Source organism: Moorena producens PAL-8-15-08-1 (assembly GCF_001767235.1).
GTDB classification, from domain to species: Bacteria; Cyanobacteriota; Cyanobacteriia; order Cyanobacteriales; family Coleofasciculaceae; genus Moorena; species Moorena producens_A.
In genome coordinates this window covers 6,673,241-6,693,600 of record NZ_CP017599.1, presented here as the reverse complement: position 1 = coordinate 6,693,600, position 20,360 = coordinate 6,673,241, and the positions used below count along the sequence as shown (strand labels likewise).

Here is a 20,360-nt window from a genome sequence, read left to right as displayed (position 1 = left end):
TTTGCCCCCCTAGCCCCCCAACTTTGGGGGAAGAGTCAATTGGCTTCTAAAAGTCCCTTCCGGTGCGCTTTCCAATGGGCGAGTAAATCGCCCTTGGGTCGCACCGCAAAATTGGGGGATTTAGGGGGCTTGGATGTAGCAAATGGTACTTCTCAGACAACCTCTAAAGTTGTTGTTGTTTTAGTTAATTTCTTGAGGGTCTGATTTAATTAAGCCCTAATGATTTAAATCGCTCTGGGGAAGTAACAAGCTAAATTCATTCAGGTTACTAATTGTTGGCCAGGATTGAAACTGCTCCCGGTGCTTGACACTTGATTCCATCAGTTGAGCTAACTGCTCCCTAGGAGAAAGTGTGTTTAATTCATCCAAATAAGCCTGAATTTGCTCTTGGACAAAGAATTTCCACTGATTATCAGGTAGTTCCCATGTTTGCAAAAACTGTTGTTCCCCAGTGCATTGGTCAAAGTTAGTAGGATCGCAGGGAGGCTGGTTAGCAGCAGCAACTCTAACTTTCTCGGCAAAATCATTGGGTACACTACTAATCCCATTGATGATTGTGCCTGTTGTGACTTGCTCAGCGTACTGCTGCAAGCTAGACCGCTTTTCGGAAAAGACAGGGTTTTTGAAGTCCACCATCAAGACAGCAGCAATGAATTTATCTGTCAAAATCTTGGCACTTCGCATCCGTGTGAGCATGTAGAGGTCTTCTGCAGCAGGAACTGGCACAAAGAAAGAAAAGTAGCTAGAGCCATCCTGTTCGTACAGTGGAGAATCATCCGGTTTGGTGAAGTCAGATTGAACCAGTTGGAAATGATGGGTATTTAGGTAATTGTCATACTCTTGTCGCTCGAAGGTAATCAGCGGAATATTGTAGTTAAGACCTAAGCTGGTCTTGAGGGCTGAATCCCAAACAAAAAAGTCATTGGGAATACCATTAACAGGACGGTTGGCTGGGCTAGTATTGGCTCCGTTGCTTTCAATATTCGTTGAAGCCAAATTGATGGTAGTGTTGGTGGTCAGATGACGTAGCATCTGGTTCACGTCCGTTAAGTTAATAACTCCTGCTTGTCTTTTGTAGCGATCGCGCAACCAATTGTTATGGTAGTTAATGAAACCACTGCGAATTACCTGCTCAAGCACCTCGGCTCCTTGCAAGTTCTGAAAGAATGTTTCTTGGGTCACCCTTAACGGCACTACTAGGGGTGAGATTGGCCCCCGCTGAGAATGCCAATTGTTCCAGGGTGGAGCAAGTTCTTTCATAATCACCACACCATTATGGTGACAATCAAAACAGCCCACTCCCATAGTTGGTTTTGCCCGCGCCATCCCAGAATGCCCAGCCCAAGTCCAAACTTTGGTAGATGTACCTGGTTGTTCACCTACCTGTTCCCGCAATTCATAGAAGTTGTATTTTTTGGCTTGTGCATCCCAGGCAATTACTTGCAAAAAGCTAGAGTTGCCACCGGCAGCTGTACTCACAAGAATATCGGCATTACTGGTGCGACTCGTTCCCCAAGTAAGAACATAACGAAGGTTACGGGGTTCTTCACGGGATACAAAGGTCGTCGGGATTTGACTGCCTTCTCCAAGCAAGTAGTTCGCTGATTCCAAGTTCAGTTGGGAGTCTGCAATAGCAGCAGCTAGAGCATCTACATTCTCTGGAAATGTTCCTTTGCTGAGAATTCCAGTAGCAAATGGATCCTTGAGCATCTGCTCAATTTCATCATCTGTCATTGGTTGAAGGCAGCTATCTATACCCTCAACAAAACGATAAATTTGGTCAGGAATTACGGCAGTGCAGTTAGGGACAGACACAGGCGACAAGATTTCTCTGTCAGGACTACTCCTAAACTTGGGGTGAGTAGCCTTCCGATAACTCCGCAACTGGAAATTACCTGTAGAAAATTGCACGTAGGGAGCCGCAATAGCCTGATTTTGCAATATATCAGCCAGCACCCATGAACTACCTAACAGAAATACCAGTAAAACGGCAAAAATACCAAATTTTGCTAAGTCTACTTTAGGCATTATCCTTTTTAATCTCTTTTTAAACTCCTCAGGATTCTATCCCTGGGAGTTTTGTTTCATACACATGACTTGATCATACAAGGAGGCTCATTCAAGGGAATGCCAGGACTAGACCAGCCCAAAAAAATTGTCTTTTGGGTTGACTGCATGAAATCTTCCTTGTTAGTTGTGATCGTGAATTTCTATGAATTTAGAAATTCACGATCACAGATTGAACTGTTAACTAACATTTTTCCAAAGCTCTCTGGAATTTCACAGTACCCGCGAGGGTACTTTTGCTCCCTATTCCGAAGTTCCCTGTTCCCGACTCCCGACTCCCGACTCCCGACTCCCAACTCCCGACACCCCACACCCTACTCCCTCTTCCCTTAATCATTGCATAGGTTCAGGAATCTCTCAGATATGGCCAAATAGGGAATAATTTAATATCCGATATGAAACTTAAGCAAGTCTTATGGTTGGGACTTCTCACTGTCTGCTTCACTCCTGGGGAATTGCCTGTTGTGGCTAGATTCCTGAGTTTACCAGCACTGGCTCAAGAACAAAACCCGGTTAGCCCAGAGCAAGAAGGAACTATAACCCCTAGGGATGCCATAGTTCAAGTAGACAGTAAGCAAGCAGAGGCGGATAAACTCGTTCAGCAGGGACTTAGTCACGTTGATCGCAGTGAGTTCCCAGAAGCATTACAGTCTTACCGGCAAGCATTGATGATTTATAAACAAATTGGATACCGCCTGGGTGAAGCTAAGTCCCTGACTAATCTGGGTCTTGCATACGATCATTTGGGAGACTACAAAAAAGCGATTGATTACTACCAAAAATCCTTAGCTATTGCTAGGGAAATCGGAAACCGCCTGGGTGAAGCTAAGTCCCTGGGTAATTTGGGTAATGCATACGGTCATCTGGGAGACTACAAAAAAGCACTTGATTACCACCAAAACTCCTTAGCTATTAAAAGGGAAATTGGAAACCCCCTCGGTGAAGCTAACTCCCTGAATAATCTGGGTGCTATATACCAGAGTTTGGGAGACTACAAAAAAGCGATTGATTACTACCAAAAATCCTTAGCTATTAAAAGGGAAATCGGAAACCGCGTGGGTGAAGCTAACTCCCTGAATAGTCTTGGTAGTGCATACGGTAATCTGGGAGACTACAAAAACGCCATTGATTACCAGCTACAATCCTTAGCTATTAAAAGGGAAATCGGAAACCCCCTCGGTGAAGCTAACTCCCTGAATAATCTAGGTGGTGCATACCAAAGTTTTGGAGACTACAAAAAAGCGATTGATTACTACCAAAAATCCTTAGCTATTCAAAGGGAAATCGGAAACCCCCTCGGTGAAGCTAACTCCCTGAATAATATCGGTATTGCCTACGGTAATCTGGGAGACTACAAAAAAGCGATTGATTACTACCAAAAATCCTTAGCTATTAAAAGGGAAATCGGACACCGCCTGGGTGAAGCTAACTCCCTGGGTAATCTGGGTAATGCATACTATTATATGGGAGACTACAAAAAAGCAATTGATTACCACCAACAATCCATAGCTATTGCTAGGGTAATCGGACACCTCCTGGTTGAAGCTAAATCCCTAAATAATCTCAGTGCTATCTTTTTAGAAAACAATCAACTAGAACAAGCCCAAAGTAACCTGTTTTATGCCATTAAAGTTTGGGAAGATATCCGCAAAATACTCAGTAACAAAGATGATTGGAAGGTTTCTAGTTTTGAACAACAAGCTCGCAGCTATCGTCTCTTACAACAGGTCTTAATTGCTCAAGGTCAACCAAGACAAGCCTTAGAGATTTCCGAACGGGGTCGCAACCGTGCTCTGATTGATTTATTAGCGGCACAGTTATCTGAAGCTCCTCAAAAAACTAAAGCTCCTACTATTGAAGATATTCAAGAGATTGCTCAACAACAACAAGCCACCTTGGTGGAATATTCGATTGTTGATGACCAGATTTATAGTTGGGTGATTGCTCCCACTGGTGAGATTACTTTCCGTAGTCATGATTTACCCCAAGATACTACTCTGGCCAAACTAGTCAAATTTAGTCGTGAGGAGATTGGTGTCAGAGGTAGATCTAATCACAATCCTTCTTCACCACAAAACACTAAGGATGGTAATCGACTACAACAACTCTACCAACTGTTGATTACTTCAATTGTTAACTTATTACCTCATGCTCCTTCACCACTAAACCCTAACAATAGTAATCGACTACAGGAGCTCTACCAACTGCTGATTACTCCCATTGTTGACCTATTACCAATAAACCCATCAGACCGTGTTATTTTTATTCCCCATCAAGAACTATTTCTGGTTCCCTTTGCGGCTCTCCAAGATGATGACGGAAATTATCTAATCGAAAACCATACCATTCTCACGGCTCCTTCGATCCAATCCCTGTCGTTCACCCGTAAACATTGGCATCGAGTCAAAGACAGCAACGGAACACCATTGATTGTGGGTAATCCCACCATGCCTCCTGATCCAGTAGGACCGGAACAACAACCGTTACTCCCTCTACCGGGTGCAGAAACCGAAGCATTAAGCATTGCTCAATTGCTGAAGACCACCGCTCTAATTGGATCAGAAGCTACAGAATCAACCATTGTGGAAAAAATGGCCAATGCTTCCGTTATCCATTTAGCCACCCATGGTTTACTGAATGATGTCAATGGTATTTATTATCGAGGTGCGATCGCATTAGCACCTGACAAACCAGACTATGATGGCTTTCTCACCAGTCGTGAAATTCTGAGTCGTTACCCAGGACCGGAAAAATCCTTATTGAACGCAAAGTTAGTCGTCCTGAGTGCTTGTGATACTGGTAGGGGTGAGATTAAAGGGGAAGGGGTAGTTGGTTTATCCCGTTCTTTGATTGCCGCAGGTGTACCCAGTTTGGTGGTGTCCTTATGGCAAGTGCCTGATCATGATACGGCCAAGTTGATGAGTGAGTTTTACACTAATATTTACACCCACAAAATGGATAAAGCGAAAGCCATGCGAGAGGCCATGTTATCGATGCTCAATGATGGAGATGGTAATCCAGACCCGAAAGCTTGGGCAGCTTTTACTGTTATTGGTGAGGCTAGGTAGTGGTGTCAAAAGTAAGTCATTAATCCTTGGTGGGCACTGTAGCGGTTTTGGTGAATCACTACAGTAGCTTCAGGCTAAACACATATATTAATGGTCGCCATCCCTTGTTCTTAGGGGGTGCATCTCAGTTTTGCAATTAGGCAAAAATTCCCGCGAAAATTCCCACACTGCCCACACTGCCCACACTGCCCATCTTTTTTACAGCAGTCGAAGCAAAGCTTAGGACATATTTATTTTCCCTGCTCCCTGCTCCCTGCTCCCTGCTCCCTGCTCCCTGCTCCCTGCTCCCTGCTCCCTGCTCCCTGCTCCCTTTAAACCAAAATACTATGTCCTAAACTATACTTCAGTGCCTATACAAATATGAGATGCACCCTTCTTAGGGGTAGGGCTGTTTCAAACTTTAATAAGTTAACGATTATTGGAGATAGGGGGATAGGGGGATAGGGGGATAGGGAAATAAACTAAAATTTCCCGAAAAATCCGCCAATTTAGTCATTAAAATCTGACAAATTAGTTGGGAGGAAGCAACTACAATGACTAACAATTCGTGATTCAGCCTTCTATGAGTGTTAGATAAATTTGGCAAAAATTCCGACTATTTGTCCAAAATTCTCCCCATCTCCCCATCTCCCCATCTCCCCATCTATTTTTGGCGAGAATGAAACAGCCCTGCTTCTTAGGGGGCGATCGCATCCCCTGAATCCGCCTTTAACCAAACCTAGTTCTAATCACCGAAACAGATAGGAAAGTTTAGAATACTGTTGATACTGAATTTTTTACCATTCTGAGTTTTTGAACATGGATAGACTTACTAAAAGTAGTGTGAATCTACTCAATTCTATTTTTGCTTCATCAATTGCATTAGGATTAACTGTTTTGACAGGAACATCTGCGCAAGCACTAAGCTTGAAGGTGACAGTACAGAATACATCGGTGGAACAAGGTGTTTTCTTTAGCCCTTTTTGGTTTGGTTTTCATGATGGGAGCTTTGATACTTTTACCCCTGGAGAGAAGGCTTCTCTGCCATTAGAGATTATTGCTGAAGACGGAATTGTTGGTTTAGAGCTAATAACTCCAGAATTTAAAGAATTAGCTAACTTAGCGACATTTTTTGGAGCTACACTGCCTCCACCAGAGGACACTTTGGCCGGCTTGTTTGCTGCTTCGGAACCGGATGGATTACAAAGCATCGCATTTGCCAACGTTTTTGGGTTTGGAGGAGGTAGTGAATTTTCCTTTTTCGTCGATATCGATCCTACTATTCAGACCTCTGTCAGTTATGCTGCAATGGTTCTTCCCTCCCATGATGGCTTTGTTGGCGATGTAGACCCCATAACACTCTTCTCCCCCGATGGGGTTTTTCTACCTCAAAAAATTGAAATTCGGGGTGCTGATGTGTTTGATGCGGGGACGGAGGAAAACATTGAAGATGTAAGCACTACACCAATTATATTCAATCCACCAGAGAGATTTTTTGGAGCTTTTCGTCAGGGAAAACCAGAAGATGCATTGATTAGGACACATCCCCTACTTAAAGAGCCTGGACAAGGAGGATTCCTCGATTTACCGAATTATGTAAATGGTGATTTTACCCGAAACCCAAACCAAATATATGCTCTTATCAATATTGAGCAGGTATCAGTACCTGAACCAACTTCTACTTTCAGCTTACTAGCCATCGGTCTACTAGGCGTGACCTCAATCTTCAAGCGCAAACTAAAGCCTTGCAATTAGGTAGCGAAAAAGGGGAATAAACTAGGGGCGTTGCTGAATCAAGTAATTAATAGAAGTAGGGTGGGTATGCTGCCCGCCCGAAAATATCCGGTGCGCTTTCCGCATCTCAAAACGCTTAAAATCATTCCATTATTAAGCAACGCCAAATTTTCTTCCCTGTTCCCTACTCCCGTCTTGATGCAAAGCGCGAGTGGGGGAAACCACGGCAGTCGCTGGGGGAACGGCAGTCGCTCATGGGGGAGACCCCCAAGACCGCGCTGCCTCCCCAAGACCGCGCTGCCTCCCCAAGACCGCGCTGCATCGCTACTCCCTACTTCCTACTCCCTACTCCCTACTCCCTACTCCCAAATGGTCAACGTCCCAAATCATGGAGGGCATTAATCGCTGCAGCACACTGTTGGGTCACAGCTTGCAATTCATCTCGGTTACTGGAGCCAGGAGGATCAATCAGCTTACCAATGCGCACGGTTAAGGGTACAGACTGTGGCATCAAAGAACCTTTTTTTACAATTGCTTGACTTCCCCACAAAGTAACGGGCAGCAGGGGGGCTTCGGCTTGGGCTGCAATCCAGGCGGCACCAAGCTTGGGGTTATGAATCCGAGCATCAGCTCTCCGGGTGCCATCCAAATACACACCAACGGCCCAGCCATTCTTGAGGCAATTGAGGGCAGAACGCAGGGCACTCCGGTCTGCTGAGCCTCGCTTAACCGGGTAAGCACCATACAATCGAATCGCCTGTTTCAGGACTGGGACACGAAACAATTCTTGCTTGGCCATAAAGGCTACTGGACGTCCCACACAATTGGATAAAATCGGTGGGTCAAAGTCACTAGCATGGTTACTCACCACCACCAGGGGTCCCGAGGTTGGTACATGTTTAGCACCATAAATGCGACCCCGGAAATAGGTATGGATTAAAGGGCTAACCACTGACCACTTCAAGGCGTGATACAGCAGCAGACTGGGAAATGGTTCGCGGCTTCTAGTCACAGTGAATCGATTGGTGGATTTGGATGGTTTGGTTTCTAGTTTACTATTTGGGGGAAGGGAACAGGGAATCGGGAACAGGGAATAGGGAGCAGGGAGCAGGGAGCAGGGAAAAAATAGGTGTGTTTACTTTATTAATATGAGAACCTAATATGAGAACCGCTATATATCAATTGTTTGGTGTGGAAGAAATTGAGGTGGGAGTAAGCTGATGAGTAATATCCCAATACCTCCGTATCTCCCTATCTCTCTGTTCCCTGTTCCCTATTCCCTATTCCCTTTGAGCAATTTAGGTATCCCAATCTAAATGCTGAACAGCTTACTGTAAATGTAATCCGCCATCAATGGGTAAAGCGACTCCTGTAATAAAAGCAGCTTTCGGAGAACATAAAAAAGCAACTAGTTGACCAACTTCTGTTGGGGAACACCAACGTTGCATGGGGGTACTTTTAATTCTTTTTTGCATCATTTCGCTATCTACTCCGCCAGAGTTGGCCGTAACAGCATTCCAAGCTTCTGTTTTGGTAAAACCAGGAATAACGACATTAACAGTAATCTGCCTTGAGGCTAAAAGTTTTGCATAGTATCGGGTTAAAAATTCCACCACTGTTTTTCCGGTTCCTGGCATAATATAATTGAGTCTTGGAGTTTGATTCATGTTACATCCAGGGGAAGATGTTGCTACAATATAACCTTGACCATCTTCCATGTATTTAACCGCTTTTTCTACACAACGAATGAAGCATTTAGGGTAGACATTTTGATAGTATTCATAGGCCGCTAAACTGGTTAAGTTACCATCTCCTAATAATAGAAGTTGAGAATTAGCTGCTAATTCGGCTTGCTCTGATGCTGGAGACGTTGTCATTCCTACATGCAATCCAGCATTATGGATTAGTGCCGTTAATTTACCACCAAAATTGTTTTCTAAACACTCAAAAAACTTGTCTACGGTTTCTGGTTGAGCAACATCACCTTTGACAGTATAAACCTTAACTCCATAATCAGACTCTAAGGTTTTTTTACTATTAGCTGCTGCTGTTTCATTGCTATTAAAGCCAAGAATTAGATCATATCCATCAGCGGCAAGTTGCTCAGAGATGCCGAAACCAATCCCACGAGTTCCTCCGGTAACAATAGCTACTTTTGATGACATCTTTTTAGTATTCTTGATTAATCTAGATTATAGCGGTTTGCAATTGGGTGAGGTACTTTCCTTCTAGGTTTTAGGGAGTAGGGAACAGGGAATAGGGAATAGGGAACAGGGAAAAAATAGGTGTGTGTAATTCATTAATATGAGAACCGCTATATCTCAATTGGTTGGTGTGGAAGAAATTGAGGTGGGAGTAAGCTGATGAGTAATATCGCCATACCTCCCTACTCCCTACTCCCTACTCCCTACTCCCTACTCCCTACTCCCTACTCCCGATTCCCTACTCCCTACTTCCTAAATTTCATCCCAACCACTGACCCCAGAAGACATCACATAACTAGTTACGCTAGCTTCAAAGAAATTGGCTTTAGTATGAGCATCTTTTTTAGTATCAGAAAAACGCTCTAAGTGGCTGTAGGGACTCTTTTGAGAGTTTTCTCCCTGATAAAGGGGTTCTAATCCAATAGAACGTAGCCTGATATTCGCCAAATACTTGGTATAATGTTCAGTACTCCGTTCAGTAATCCCTAAAATATCGTTACCAACAATATGATTAGTCCAGCGACATTCATGCTCTACTGCTGTGGCAAACATTTCATAAATTTGGTCTCTGGAATAGGGAAATACGTCCATAGCCATGGGGATTAACTTTTGATAAAGCCGGACATGACTCAGTTCATCTCGATTAATCATTTTAAAAATGTCAGCTGAGCCTGGCATCAGCATCCTAGAGGCGAGATTGTAGAAGTAAATGAAACCATTATAGAAGTACATTCCTTCTAATAAAAAGTCAGCCAGTAAGGAAACAAAATAGTTTTCTGGGGTGGGATTATCAACATACTTTTGATAGAAGCTGGCGACAAATTCGCATCTATCCCTGAGCACTGTATCAGTGCGCCAGAATTCATAGACTCTACTTCTATGTTCAGTAGGGATAACGGTTTCTATGATATATTGATAACTTTGATTGTGCATCCCTTCCTGAGAAATTTGTTCCGCCATACACAGACTAACTTCTGGGGCAGTAATGCTACTTTTGATGTGAGGAATGTTGCAGGTTTGAACAGAATCTAAAAAAGTTAAATAGGAGAGAATCCCATCATAAGCATAACGTTCTGCTGGCGTTAAATTGGAGTAGTCTGTTACATCTTGAGTTAGGTCTAGTTTCTGGGGAATCCAGAAATTCTCCCGCATCTGTTGATACAACCCAATTGCCCAAGCATAACGGACATCATTGAGTTGCATCAAGTTAGTGGTATTACCAAACCAAATTGAACGGTGTTCAGTTTTATCATCCCCATCTGGATTAAAGATAGGGTTAATTGGCATTGTAGTTAGCATTTTTTTTATAGGGAATAGGGAGTAGGGAGTAGGGAGTAGGGAGTAGGGAATCGGGAATCGGGAATCGGGAACTGGGAATCGGGAGTGTGGGGAACAACAGCTATCAGCATTCAGCATTCAGCCATCAGCTATCAGCCATCAGCCATCAGCTATCAGCTTGTTAATAACACAGGTAAGCATTCGTATAATCTGAGTGAAGTCACAGGCTGGAAGCCTGTTCCACAAAGCTGACCGCTGACCGATGTTTCACAGGCTGGAAGCCTGTTCCACAAAGCTGACCGCTGACCGCTGACCACTGACCACTGACCGATGCTTCACAGGCTGGAAGCCTGTTCCACGGAATCACTAATTGGCGCAAGCGATACAAGTGTTGTCTAATTCTTTGAAGTTGTCACGCTGGACGGTTCGGATATAATAGACGGCTTTACATCCTAATTCCCAGGCCATGACTAGGGTTTCATAGATGTCTTTGGCTTTGAGGGTGCGTTCAGGTTCGTCTGGGAAATAGACTCCTTGGTTTAAGTTAAATAACAATTCCATGGAAATCCCAGTATCAATCCATTGCTGGATAGTGGCGACTGCTTTAACAACTTTTTTCTGATCAAAGTTTTTGTTTTCGTGGTAGAACCAAAAATTGTCTTTAATAAAGGGTGGGGCAATGGGTACAGTGCCTTTTGCCCATTTGTCATAGAAGAATTTGCTGTGAACTGGTAAGACACTAGCGGTACATCCTTGTACTAGGGATGAAGATGTATTGGGTGCGATCGCAGTAATATGAGAATTGCGAATCCCAAATTGTTGAATATCCTGAGATAGGGCTATCCAACGCTCTTGATGCTGAGAATTTTCTACAAACCATTCCACTGGTTTAGCGCCAATTAGCTTACCTTTACTCCACTCACTACCATCGAAAGCAGCATAAGCACCACGTTCGATAGCCAGTTCCATAGATGCATGGGTGCAGTAGTAGCCAATATCCTCAAATAAGTTACTAATTTCCTTGAGGTTGTTATAGGTTAGCAACCGTTTAGCTAACCAATCCGCTAATCCCATACACCCTACTCCGATGGTGCGGTATTTGTGATTGTGCCTATGGGCTGCTTTAAAAGGAGGAGTGGTTAAATCAATCGTGTTATCGAGGATCCGCACTGCCAGACGACAGATATTAGGCAATTCAGTTTCTTCAATATTGGCGAGATTGATTGAGTCCAAATTGCAACAGTGAGCAGCATTGCCAATTTCGACATTAGAGAAACTTTCGGTACAAAGATTTACCGCTGGGATGTAGCCCTCGTGTTGATTAGGATTAGCGCGGTTAATGGTATCCTTAAACGCCAAGTAAGGCATCCCGGTCTCTACTTGCGATCGCATAATCGTCTTGAAGAGTTCCCGAGCATTCACGGTCTTGTAGAGAGTGAGGGTTTCGCCGATGGCTGCTTCAATAGTTTGATAGGCGCTTTCAAACTCTTCTGCCCAAAGTTCCGATAGCTCAATCCCTAGCTTGATCCGTACTTCATAGGGATCGATTAATGTCCAGTCTTCTTTATTAACCACCCGACGCATAAACTCATCGGGAATCACCAATTGGGGAAAGATATCATAAGCCTTGCGCCGGGGATCGCCATTTTCCGCTTGCATCTCCAGAAACTCTGGCACATCGAGATGCCACACATCTACACTAACGGTGACTGCCCCTGCCCGACGGCCTCCTTGATTAACTGCGATCGCAGTATCGTTAAGCAGTTTAATCCAAGGAATTACCCCTCCGGAAGCATTGGCTTTGCCCATCACCCAGCTACCCGTTGAGCGAATCCGGCTGACATTGACCCCAACACCACCACCGTTTTTGGAGATTCTGGCCGTATCAGTAATTCCTTCAAAGATGCTTTCTAGGTTGTCATCAATGCTAGTGATAAAACAGGAAGACAGAGACCCCTTAGGAATTCTGAGATTAGCCAGGATCGGGGTCGCTAGAGATATTTTCCGTTGTGCGATCGCTTCATAAAATCGCCTTGCCCAACCTAGTCTATCTTCCGGGGCTTCAACTGACCCTAGCAGCAGAGCACAGGTTAAAAATGCCTCTTGGGGCAACTCATCCGCCAGGAGATACCGACGAGTTAGCAGTACAGCCCCTGCATAATCATAATCCGTGTCCCAATCCGGATTAATCCAAGAACCTGCTTCTTTTAGCTCCTCAGTCGTATAGGTTAAGATACTGGGGTCATATTGACCAGACTCTACTTTGGAGCGAACAGTTCTAGGGTAGTCACCGTACTCATAACCACGGTTTACCAGGGTATCTTTCCAGAGACTCCAGATCTGCAGTCGTCCTGCTACATAGCGCCAGTCAGGCTGATCAGGACTACACATTTCCAGGGCACAGTTGATCAAATTCTCCTGAATCTCTCTGGTAGTAACACCATCACGCAAGCGGGTAGTGAGTCCAGCTTCTATACTGATCGGATTGACATCCTTCCCAGCACAAGCCCACTCAACAACACCACGAATTTTGGAAATATCAAGGGGAGCGAGAGAACCATCCCGTTTGATCACCTTAATCTTCCCTTGATTTTGATTTATGGTTGTTGCCGATAGGGTTTGTTGCATTTTCACTGGTTAGGCAGAATATTAGATTTAACACACCATGACTTGCTAACCCCAAGGTACCACACTACCACTAGGGTTAACTATTTAATTACCAAGCTCTACTATACTAAATCTGGAGTGATTTGGGTTATAGTTTTTGCCGACTGGATTTGTGGCCTTTTCACTGGTTGCTCAGAATTTAGATATAATACACCATTACTTGCTCACCCCACGGTACAACACTACCACTAGGGTTAACTATTGAATTACCAAGCTCTACTATACTAAATCTAGAGTAAGTATGGCTGTTAAATTTATCAACTTTTTTAAGTAACTGACCAAGTAACTCCCCACACCTCCGATACCTGCTGCGCCCCGCTATGTTTCGCTGTTATCCTCATCCCTGACCTTGTCTAATTGTTTTTTTAAAGTTAAAATGGTAAAATTTGCCATCAGCTTTAGCCCTTGACCGTTCACCATGATGATCACTGCCCAAGACATTACTGCTATTGATGATAAGCTCTCCAAACGCTTTATTGAACTCGATCCAGAGGGCTACTTTATTATTTACATAGACCGAGAGGCAAGTCTGATCTGTGCCGAACACTACAGTAACAAAATAAATGATAAAGGCTTAGCAGTTGATCCAGAAACCGGAGAACCATTTCCCTGCGATGTTAAATTAAACCGTACTCCCACCGCTATTTTCAAAGGTAGGACAGCCAAGGAACTAGGCATGAAAATTACCGAAGAAACTAAACCCTGTCCTTTGAGTCGTTTCGATCATGCCCTTTACCTAGGACGAGAATTTGTCAGAGCTGAGATAGCGATGATCAATGGCGAAGAGTATATTCAAGATTAATCAATAATCTGTAAGCATTCAGCATTCAGCATTCAGCATTCAGCATTCAGCATTCAGCATTCAGCTAATGCGCTACAGATGGTGCTACTTGAGGTGCTTATGCCCTCAGGGCAAGCTACACCGAACACTTTTGAATAACAGAGGTAAGCATTCGTTTAATCTGAGTTAAGTCGGCTGACCGCTGACCGCTGACCGCTGACCGCTGACCGCGCACGCGTGCGCGTAGCGCATTAGCTGATAGCTGACGAGCTAAGTCAGGTTTGTCGGTAATTATACCATGTACCCGATTATCATTTAGAAGCTCTCCAATCATTTTTTGATCATTTACAGTCCAAACAAAAACCGGTTTGCCCTGTTTAGCAGCAATTTTCAATAAACCAAATTTTAACGTTTCCCACTGTAGTGCTAGTATATCTGGGGTAAGTCGGATCAGTTTCTGAAACACCAAAATCCCGAAAACCCTGAGTAATATAATCAGAAAATTATTCTTTTTTTTGCTTAATAACAATCCCGTTTTAACCTTAGGGTAATTTAATTTTATCCATCTTAAGGATGAAACATTAAATGATAAAATAACAAAGTCATCTATCTTGATATATTCCATTACTAAGGCCATGACTTTTTCTTCATAGCCTTCTTCTTTGAGCTCAACCGCTAGTTTAATCCTGTTACGACTCAGTCTGAAAACTTCCTCAACCGTAGGCACTCTAAATCCTTGCTGACCAGCAATACGATTGATTTCAGCAAAGCTTAACTGACTGATAGCTTGATTAGCTATCATTGGATCATGATGGGAAATCAATACCCCATCTTTTGTGATTCTTACATCAAATTCGATAAAGTCAGCCCCAAATTCAATCGCTTTCTCGTAGGCTTCAATAGTATTCTCTTTGGCACAATTAGAAGCGCCACGATGAGCGATTATCTTATTGGTCAGCATATCTAACAAAGGGAACAGGGAACAGGGAATAGCGATGCAGCGCGGTCTTGGGAAGGCAGCGCGGTCTTGGGGGTTCCCCCCATGAGCGACTGCCGTGGTTTCCCCCATGAGCGACTGCATCAAGACGGGAACAGGGAGCAGGGGAAGAGAGGGAAAGATGGGCAGATGGGATGTATGGGAGTGTGGTGATATTCCCGACTCCAAGTTCCCGACTCCCGATTCCCGATTCCCGACTCCCGATTCCCGACTTCTGACTTCTGACTTCTGACTTCTGAATTCCCGACTCCCTATTCCCTCAAATCAAAACTATAGCTCACCTATTTGAGAAGCGCTATCTCATCGAGGTGCTGGCAAGTCATGAACATTGCGGATGGTCACGGAGCGAGCTAGCTTATAGGCGGCATAGGAATCCACCAAACCGGCTCCAGTTGCTCCATCGTGTCCCTCTCCTGCCGGTTGACCATGGGCGCTCTTGCCGAGCTTAACATCTCGCGCTGATGCCCGCAGAATCTGCTTAATCAGGGATGGAGACAGACCAGGTTGCGCCTGTTTAAGCAAGGCACAAACACCGGCTACTTGAGGAGAAGCAGCACTAGTACCGCTGATCACCGCCCAGCCATCATCAGTAGCTGTTTCGTCCTGATTCGGATACTCACCGCCGCCCAAGCCTTGGTCAATTTCGTCCCCTGGTTCAACGGGCAACATGATATAAGCAGCCCGGGGTCGCATTCCCACCAGTCCACACAGATCAGGTACATGGCGTCCTGGATAAATCTGGCTATCAAAGCTACTGGCGTAGTCAGAAGCTTCTAAGCGAAAGTCATTGCCCTCAACAGTATCGTGGGCATAGACTCCACCCACAGAAATCACTTCTGGCATTTGACCTGGAAATCCATAGTGTCCGTTACCAGCAGAGAAACAAACGGTAATACCACGCTCTTTGACTGCTTCAATAACTGCTGCCTCTAGGGGCTTGAGGAAATTCGGTAGAGGGCCTTCTGGAATAGTGAAGCCCCAGCTGTTGGTCATCACTGCTGGATGTAAATCCGATGCCATCTTAAAGGCCAGGGTGGGGTTACTCCCCATTTTGACACCAATAAAGTCAATATCCGGTGCATTGGAAAAAATATTTGCTGCTTCAGCGGTGCCATGACCATTTTCATCCCGCTCCACGTTTTGAGCATCTGGTGCCAGGGTTGCCTGGTAGTTGTAGCCATGCCACTCGTAAAAGGGATGCTTGTAGAATCCAGTGTCTACCATTGCTACTAAAACCCCCTTACCGGTTACCCCGACTTTGTGGACAGGGGTCGAGCGACATACCATAGCTACATCAGAGGGAACATTGAGGTGATGATAACGAACCCGTGGAGGCAGTGGCGACTCAAATAAAATGGGTGGACGTTGGGGATAAGCGCGCTCTATCAACCCAGATAGCTCTTGGGGAATGGTAAAGGGAGCACCAGCAACATGGCGCAAGAAGGTCACTTCTCCCAGTTGAGGATGAGCCTCGCTAATCAGTTGGCTGTCCCGTTCAACTCGGGTGCTAAAGACCCGTTCCCACAGTTCCCGTGGTCCATCAGCACTAATGGAAAAAGTTCCGATTTGCTGCACTCGAAAGCCAAGGGATTGTAAAACATTTGCAGCTTGAATGCCCCGTCCAGGGGGTGGAGCGAATTGTTGAAGATTCTCCGGTTGGAGGTAGGTGTCACTTGCGAACAGAGATTGGCCACTTTCTGATGCGAGAATGGCTTCAAAGGAAACTCGCTCTTGTCCAGTCTGTAGTTGTTGTATCATAATTAGCTTTTTAGTTAAATCCTAGTTAGACAGGGGTTTATGACTATCCCTGTGGTTGTTAATCAACAAAGCAAGATGCTTTACGTCTTTGGTTTACTTCTTTAGTTTGGTATCTGTGATCACATATTGACGTCACCCTCGTGGGTACTTTTGTTTTTTTCGGTTTTAGTTTAGAATAATTAACGAAATTTTTCACTCACTATTGAACACTAAAGGCACCATCGGGTCGTGCCTCTAGCCTGGAGAATGTTCGGATTATCCTTAACTGGATTGGCCGTTGCCCACGCTACGGGATGAAGCGTTCGCGTAGCGTGGCCAAAGGCCTCAGCTTCCGCGCTTGAGCGATCAGAAAAATTCTGGGGGCTCTACAAACATCACCCCAGTTACCAAGGTTTGTAGTTGCTCAGGAATTTGTATATGGTCAACCGCAGCTTTGGGATAGGTAACGTCACTGCCATCTATCTCCTGGATCAGAGTTTTCTGCTGTGGTTGGAAGGAAACATTGAACGTTGATTCCCACAGGGATTGCGGAGCTTGTACACTTATAGTCGGTCCAATGTGCAGGATCCGAAACCCAAGCTGTTGTAGAGCTAAAGCAGCTTGTCTAGAGTGGTTCGGGGATGACTCAATTTCTGCTGAGATCGTGTTTTCCGGCATAGAACGCCTCCGATGGAAAGTCTGGCGTCGGTGATTTTTGGGTAGGGGGGACCGATTGGGGCAAGTAATTAATTACTGAAACCCTAGGTTTTATGTGCTTTTGCTTCGCCCTCCCATAGGATAACCTAGAGTTTCCCTTAATTAAGGGCAATTTGTCAAGCTATAGCGCTGCCCCCAGGCAATAGGGAATAGGGAATAGGGAACAGGGAATGAAAAACCTTGTAACATAAATGTTTTAGTAATTCGTATTGATGCAAAGGGCGAGTGGGCACTTGAGCTGACTTGCTTAGAAGTGGCCCCTTGATAGTCCTGAAGAGGACGGAAAAAATGCACGGACTATTTTCTGTAGATTAGCTCCGGGTCATGAAATCAAGTTGGGTGCGAGTTTAAGGGTGACGGTTTTTTTTTTATTGCTATGAATTTATACAAAAAAATACAAAATTTATACCTTTTATAGGTTAGCGCTAACGCGATCGCAACCATCAGATTGGCAGACTATAAATATCAGTTAATTTACTGAAAGTGATTTTACTGACAGCTCAGGCTATGGTCAAGTTAGTCAAACAATTAGTAAACCAATTAGTTACAGACTACAGTCAATTCATTAATTTATTCAAATAACTAGGGCGTTAATAACATGAAAATAACTAAATTTTTAAGCAGTGGATTAGTTTTAGGGTCTATAGTTTTAGGAGCAGTAGGACAAGCCCAGGCAGCTGATATCTTCAACTCCTGGTTAGCCGATGAAGCTCATATCTACCCAAAAGACACAAAGTGGTCAGGACACGCTTTCTGGTTTCCTGAGTTGGACTCAGGGAGATTTGTATTTGACACTTCAGGTATCTTTAATGAATACGATGATGGGACTGCTAATTTGTTGGGTACCATCGTTTCTGAGTTAGATGATACTAAAAAATGGGACGTTGATATTTGGTTCGATAGCACACCAGAACCTTGGGGAGGACCGAAAAAGGAACTACCGAAGTCTGAATACGCAGAAAATGGTGGCTCCGTGGATACTACTACTTGGCGCTACTATAACATGAATGAAACTCGGGCTACCTTAACTGGCGTAGATTTCTACGATGGCAAGGAACTGAATCTTTACCAAAGACCTGAAAATGGTAAATACTCCTTCCAGGTTGGGGTTGGAGCTAATGGCAAAAACACTAACTTTGGTATGTCTGGCTGGCTAGGTACTACGGGTTCTTTTACTCTTACCCAGGCTGATATTAATGTTGATCTAACTCCCAATCCTGGGGGTCCTTCCAATTCTCGACCTGTTCCTGAACCCATGACAATGGGCTTGTTAAGCCTAAGCTTACTGGGATTAAGTGTTACCTCATTAAAGCGCAAGTCTAAGAAATTGGTGTGACCTAGTAATTTTAAATATTTCCGGATTTTTGCGTCGGCATAACTGATTCAACCACTTCTGTGTAGGAACTAGACTATTCTCTCGTAGTCTGTTCCTTTTTTATGTTTTGTGGTAAGCATATGCGCTACGGGCAGGCTACGCCAACAGCTATCAGCTGTCAGCTGTCAGTTTTCAGTTTTCCGTTGTGACTTCGCCACTGACAAGTTTCTAGTTTCTAGTTTCTAGTTTCTAGTTTTAAGTGACTAAGAATAATAAGGAGTCAACTGGATAGGTTTTCAAACCACAGCGTATTTCACCCTAATGATGTACACAGATTTTTTTACTGTTCCCTGTTCCCTGTTCCCTGTTCCCTGTTCCCTGTTCCCTGTTCCCTGTTCCCTGTTCCCTGTTCCCTGTTCCCTGTTCCCTGTTCCCTGTTCCCTGTTCCCTATTCCCTAAAACCAAAAAAAATGTACCTCACAAAATTAAAAAAGGCTATAGTAAGCTCAAACTATTAATCTCAAAAGATTAAATAGTACATTAACTCAGATGTCAGCTGAGGATTAAGCTCAAGGCGTCGTTGAAGGTCAGCTAAATTACGGTATGGGCCACCATCAAAGCGATTTTGCATGATCGCTCTAGCTAAAAACAAGTCCACTGCTGGAATTTTCGTCAACTGTTCTAGAGATGCGGTGTTAGGGTTGACTAGCCCAGGGGTAACTAAACTCTCAGGATCGTAGTAACAAAACCTCAAAATTGGTTGCAAGGGTATCAGACGTTGTACGGACCAACCTAGGGCAGCTGCCAAATCGTCTAAGCAGCAAAATTGCACACCACTGCTGGTCAGTTCAAAAAGCGTCCGTGCCTGATGGATAGATATCCCTGGCAATCTCAGCCAATCATCCACACCAGCTTGATTGACATCAATGGTGAGCCCCAATTTGGCAGCTACAGCAATTTCTTCTGTGGATTGTAGCCGATAGTAGGGGTCACGCTTTATCCTTTGCTGAATTGATTGCTGATTCGGGGTTTGTCGAGTCTTGGGTGATAGCCAATCAAAAATTGCCATGAAACTCAAGCAATTAGGTCAAGTAATTGACGACGTTTTTGTTCAAATTCATACTCAGACACTAGTCCCTCCTGACGCAGGCTGTCTAGCTGTCTTAGGGCATCGGCAATTTCCCCGACCTTGGCCGGGTCAATCCCAGTCGATGGATTGTCTGAGGAAGATACTGTAGACTCAATACCGAGGTTAAAATTGAGGTCAAACTGATCTTGACTTTGTAGTAAATACCACACCCCCTCTATAGCACTGGCAATTCGAGGAATAGGTGTCCAACACAGGAGTAAGTACATTACTCCCCAAAAGGGTTGTCCGAGATAAAATTTGTGTAATCCACAAACGGGGATCACTACCCCACTCAATGCCAGTAGGGAAGCGACTTTGCGGCTTTTTGGCTTGCTCAACATACTTGCTTTGACCCGCGTTGAATAGCTTGGTGGAGATCCAAAAACTGTCAATCCTATGTTCCTATAATAATTACTTATCTCGGACTGGAAAGTTAGAGGTTACAGATTATAGGTTGAACGCGATCGCGTGGCCAATAGGCCAAGGTTCACAGGTTGAACGCGATCGCGTGGCCAATAGGCCAAGGTTACAGGTTGAAGGTTACAGGTTGAAGGTTCAAAGGTTGAAGGTTAATAGGTTGAAGGTTCACAGGTTGAAGGTTCACAGGTTGAAGGTTCACAGGTTGAAGGTTCACAGGTTGAACGCGCACCCGTGGCCTATTGGCCACGGTTCACAGGTTGAACGCGC

General features: G+C 44.4%; 20 protein-coding genes. 8 read left to right on the top strand and 12 right to left on the bottom strand.

The features are described from left to right. Positions 1-216 precede the first annotated feature (216 nt). The gene (locus tag BJP34_RS24515) at positions 217-2,028 is read right to left on the bottom strand and encodes a hypothetical protein (RefSeq protein ID WP_070394604.1); all 1,812 of its coding nucleotides are present in this window, start codon (positions 2,026-2,028) and stop codon (positions 217-219) included. 51 nt (positions 2,029-2,079) lie between these two features. On the opposite strand from BJP34_RS24515, the gene BJP34_RS44375 reads away from it, so the two are divergent. The 3 genes from BJP34_RS44375 (at position 2,080) to BJP34_RS44370 (ending at position 5,450) form a co-directional block, all read left to right on the top strand. After that, positions 2,080-2,400: a hypothetical protein gene (locus BJP34_RS44375; protein ID WP_158517448.1), complete on the top strand. Its 321-nt coding sequence runs from the start codon at positions 2,080-2,082 to the stop codon at positions 2,398-2,400. A 62-nt stretch (positions 2,401-2,462) separates the two neighbouring features. Beyond that, positions 2,463-5,135: a CHAT domain-containing protein gene (locus BJP34_RS24510; RefSeq protein ID WP_083305333.1), complete on the top strand. Its 2,673-nt coding sequence runs from the start codon at positions 2,463-2,465 to the stop codon at positions 5,133-5,135. 117 nt (positions 5,136-5,252) lie between these two features. After that, complete coding sequence (locus tag BJP34_RS44370; RefSeq protein ID WP_158517447.1) at positions 5,253-5,450, top strand: hypothetical protein; 198 nt, start codon at positions 5,253-5,255, stop codon at positions 5,448-5,450. Between the two features lie 237 nt (positions 5,451-5,687). On the opposite strand, the gene BJP34_RS44365 is transcribed toward BJP34_RS44370, so the two are convergent. After that, entirely contained in the window at positions 5,688-5,828 is a 141-nt protein-coding gene (locus BJP34_RS44365) for a hypothetical protein (protein WP_158517446.1), read from the bottom strand. A gap of 129 nt (positions 5,829-5,957) precedes the next feature. Between BJP34_RS44365 and BJP34_RS24505 the strand changes: the two genes are divergently transcribed. Next, complete coding sequence (locus BJP34_RS24505) at positions 5,958-6,869, top strand: spondin domain-containing protein (protein ID WP_158517445.1); 912 nt, start codon at positions 5,958-5,960, stop codon at positions 6,867-6,869. Positions 6,870-7,046: 177 nt separating this feature from the next. After that, complete coding sequence (locus BJP34_RS40810; protein ID WP_149031159.1) at positions 7,047-7,250, top strand: hypothetical protein; 204 nt, start codon at positions 7,047-7,049, stop codon at positions 7,248-7,250. Here the strand turns inward: BJP34_RS40810 and BJP34_RS24500 are convergent. The 5 genes from BJP34_RS24500 to BJP34_RS24485 all read right to left on the bottom strand — a co-directional run bounded on the left by BJP34_RS24500 (position 7,222) and on the right by BJP34_RS24485 (position 12,958). Next, on the bottom strand, positions 7,222-7,860 hold the full coding sequence (locus tag BJP34_RS24500) for a lysophospholipid acyltransferase family protein (protein WP_070394602.1): 639 nt from the start codon (positions 7,858-7,860) through the stop codon (positions 7,222-7,224). The genes BJP34_RS40810 and BJP34_RS24500 overlap by 29 nt on opposite strands. 316 nt (positions 7,861-8,176) lie before the next feature. Next, positions 8,177-9,013 carry an SDR family NAD(P)-dependent oxidoreductase gene (locus tag BJP34_RS24495; protein ID WP_070394601.1) on the bottom strand — a complete coding sequence of 279 codons (837 nt, stop codon included), beginning with the start codon at positions 9,011-9,013 and terminating at the stop codon, positions 8,177-8,179. Positions 9,014-9,304: 291 nt separating this feature from the next. Continuing rightward, entirely contained in the window at positions 9,305-10,468 is a 1,164-nt protein-coding gene (locus BJP34_RS24490) for a ribonucleotide-diphosphate reductase subunit beta (protein WP_229424009.1), read from the bottom strand. 82 nt (positions 10,469-10,550) lie between these two features. Continuing rightward, positions 10,551-10,718, bottom strand: coding sequence for a hypothetical protein (locus tag BJP34_RS44360; RefSeq protein WP_158517444.1), 168 nt, complete (start codon positions 10,716-10,718; stop codon positions 10,551-10,553). Further along, on the bottom strand, positions 10,697-12,958 hold the full coding sequence (locus BJP34_RS24485) for a ribonucleoside-diphosphate reductase subunit alpha (RefSeq protein WP_070394600.1): 2,262 nt from the start codon (positions 12,956-12,958) through the stop codon (positions 10,697-10,699). Before BJP34_RS24485 ends, BJP34_RS44360 begins: the two co-directional genes overlap by 22 nt. A 457-nt stretch (positions 12,959-13,415) precedes the next feature. On the opposite strand from BJP34_RS24485, the gene BJP34_RS24480 reads away from it, so the two are divergent. After that, positions 13,416-13,799 (top strand): DUF4346 domain-containing protein, encoded by a 384-nt coding sequence (locus BJP34_RS24480; protein WP_070394599.1) that lies wholly within the window; start codon positions 13,416-13,418, stop codon positions 13,797-13,799. Between the two features lie 115 nt (positions 13,800-13,914). Here BJP34_RS24480 and BJP34_RS24475 read toward each other — a convergent pair whose 3' ends face one another. The 3 genes from BJP34_RS24475 to BJP34_RS24465 all read right to left on the bottom strand — a co-directional run bounded on the left by BJP34_RS24475 (position 13,915) and on the right by BJP34_RS24465 (position 17,190). Then, positions 13,915-14,859 carry a glycerophosphodiester phosphodiesterase gene (locus BJP34_RS24475; RefSeq protein WP_083305332.1) on the bottom strand — a complete coding sequence of 315 codons (945 nt, stop codon included), beginning with the start codon at positions 14,857-14,859 and terminating at the stop codon, positions 13,915-13,917. Between the two features lie 216 nt (positions 14,860-15,075). Then, entirely contained in the window at positions 15,076-16,533 is a 1,458-nt protein-coding gene (locus BJP34_RS24470; protein WP_070394597.1) for a S8 family serine peptidase, read from the bottom strand. Between the two features lie 345 nt (positions 16,534-16,878). Continuing rightward, positions 16,879-17,190, bottom strand: a complete 312-nt coding sequence (locus tag BJP34_RS24465; protein WP_070394596.1) for a hypothetical protein — start codon at positions 17,188-17,190, stop codon at positions 16,879-16,881. Positions 17,191-17,827: 637 nt separating this feature from the next. On the opposite strand from BJP34_RS24465, the gene BJP34_RS24460 reads away from it, so the two are divergent. Together BJP34_RS24460 and BJP34_RS44355 are read left to right on the top strand one after the other, a co-directional pair. After that, the gene (locus BJP34_RS24460; protein ID WP_070394595.1) at positions 17,828-18,565 is read left to right on the top strand and encodes a PEP-CTERM sorting domain-containing protein; all 738 of its coding nucleotides are present in this window, start codon (positions 17,828-17,830) and stop codon (positions 18,563-18,565) included. Between the two features lie 300 nt (positions 18,566-18,865). Then, a complete protein-coding gene (locus BJP34_RS44355; RefSeq protein ID WP_158517443.1) occupies positions 18,866-19,003 on the top strand; it encodes a hypothetical protein in 138 nt (45 codons plus the stop codon). Between the two features lie 61 nt (positions 19,004-19,064). Here BJP34_RS44355 and BJP34_RS24455 read toward each other — a convergent pair whose 3' ends face one another. Both BJP34_RS24455 and BJP34_RS24450 read right to left on the bottom strand, forming a co-directional pair. Beyond that, positions 19,065-19,613, bottom strand: coding sequence for a ComEA family DNA-binding protein (locus BJP34_RS24455; RefSeq protein ID WP_070394594.1), 549 nt, complete (start codon positions 19,611-19,613; stop codon positions 19,065-19,067). A 5-nt stretch (positions 19,614-19,618) separates the two neighbouring features. Beyond that, positions 19,619-20,065, bottom strand: a complete 447-nt coding sequence (locus BJP34_RS24450) for an NINE protein (protein WP_324610953.1) — start codon at positions 20,063-20,065, stop codon at positions 19,619-19,621. Positions 20,066-20,360: the final 295 nt, after the last annotated feature.

What these genes read in the sequence shown, in the direction of transcription:
- BJP34_RS24515 (WP_070394604.1), bottom strand. Translation starts at nt 2,028, where the DNA reads ATGCCTAAAGTAGACTTAGCAAAATTTGGTATTTTTGCCGTTTTACTG.
- BJP34_RS24510 (WP_083305333.1), top strand. Translation starts at nt 2,463, where the DNA reads ATGAAACTTAAGCAAGTCTTATGGTTGGGACTTCTCACTGTCTGCTTC.
- BJP34_RS44365 (WP_158517446.1), bottom strand. Translation starts at nt 5,828, where the DNA reads ATGCGATCGCCCCCTAAGAAGCAGGGCTGTTTCATTCTCGCCAAAAAT.
- BJP34_RS40810 (WP_149031159.1), top strand. Translation starts at nt 7,047, where the DNA reads ATGCAAAGCGCGAGTGGGGGAAACCACGGCAGTCGCTGGGGGAACGGC.
- BJP34_RS24495 (WP_070394601.1), bottom strand. Translation starts at nt 9,013, where the DNA reads ATGTCATCAAAAGTAGCTATTGTTACCGGAGGAACTCGTGGGATTGGT.
- BJP34_RS24490 (WP_229424009.1), bottom strand. Translation starts at nt 10,468, where the DNA reads ATGCTGAATGCTGATAGCTGTTGTTCCCCACACTCCCGATTCCCAGTT.
- BJP34_RS24485 (WP_070394600.1), bottom strand. Translation starts at nt 12,958, where the DNA reads ATGCAACAAACCCTATCGGCAACAACCATAAATCAAAATCAAGGGAAG.
- BJP34_RS24480 (WP_070394599.1), top strand. Translation starts at nt 13,416, where the DNA reads ATGATGATCACTGCCCAAGACATTACTGCTATTGATGATAAGCTCTCC.
- BJP34_RS24475 (WP_083305332.1), bottom strand. Translation starts at nt 14,859, where the DNA reads ATGCAGTCGCTCATGGGGGAAACCACGGCAGTCGCTCATGGGGGGAAC.
- BJP34_RS24470 (WP_070394597.1), bottom strand. Translation starts at nt 16,533, where the DNA reads ATGATACAACAACTACAGACTGGACAAGAGCGAGTTTCCTTTGAAGCC.
- BJP34_RS24465 (WP_070394596.1), bottom strand. Translation starts at nt 17,190, where the DNA reads ATGCCGGAAAACACGATCTCAGCAGAAATTGAGTCATCCCCGAACCAC.
- BJP34_RS24460 (WP_070394595.1), top strand. Translation starts at nt 17,828, where the DNA reads ATGAAAATAACTAAATTTTTAAGCAGTGGATTAGTTTTAGGGTCTATA.
- BJP34_RS44355 (WP_158517443.1), top strand. Translation starts at nt 18,866, where the DNA reads ATGATGTACACAGATTTTTTTACTGTTCCCTGTTCCCTGTTCCCTGTT.
- BJP34_RS24455 (WP_070394594.1), bottom strand. Translation starts at nt 19,613, where the DNA reads ATGGCAATTTTTGATTGGCTATCACCCAAGACTCGACAAACCCCGAAT.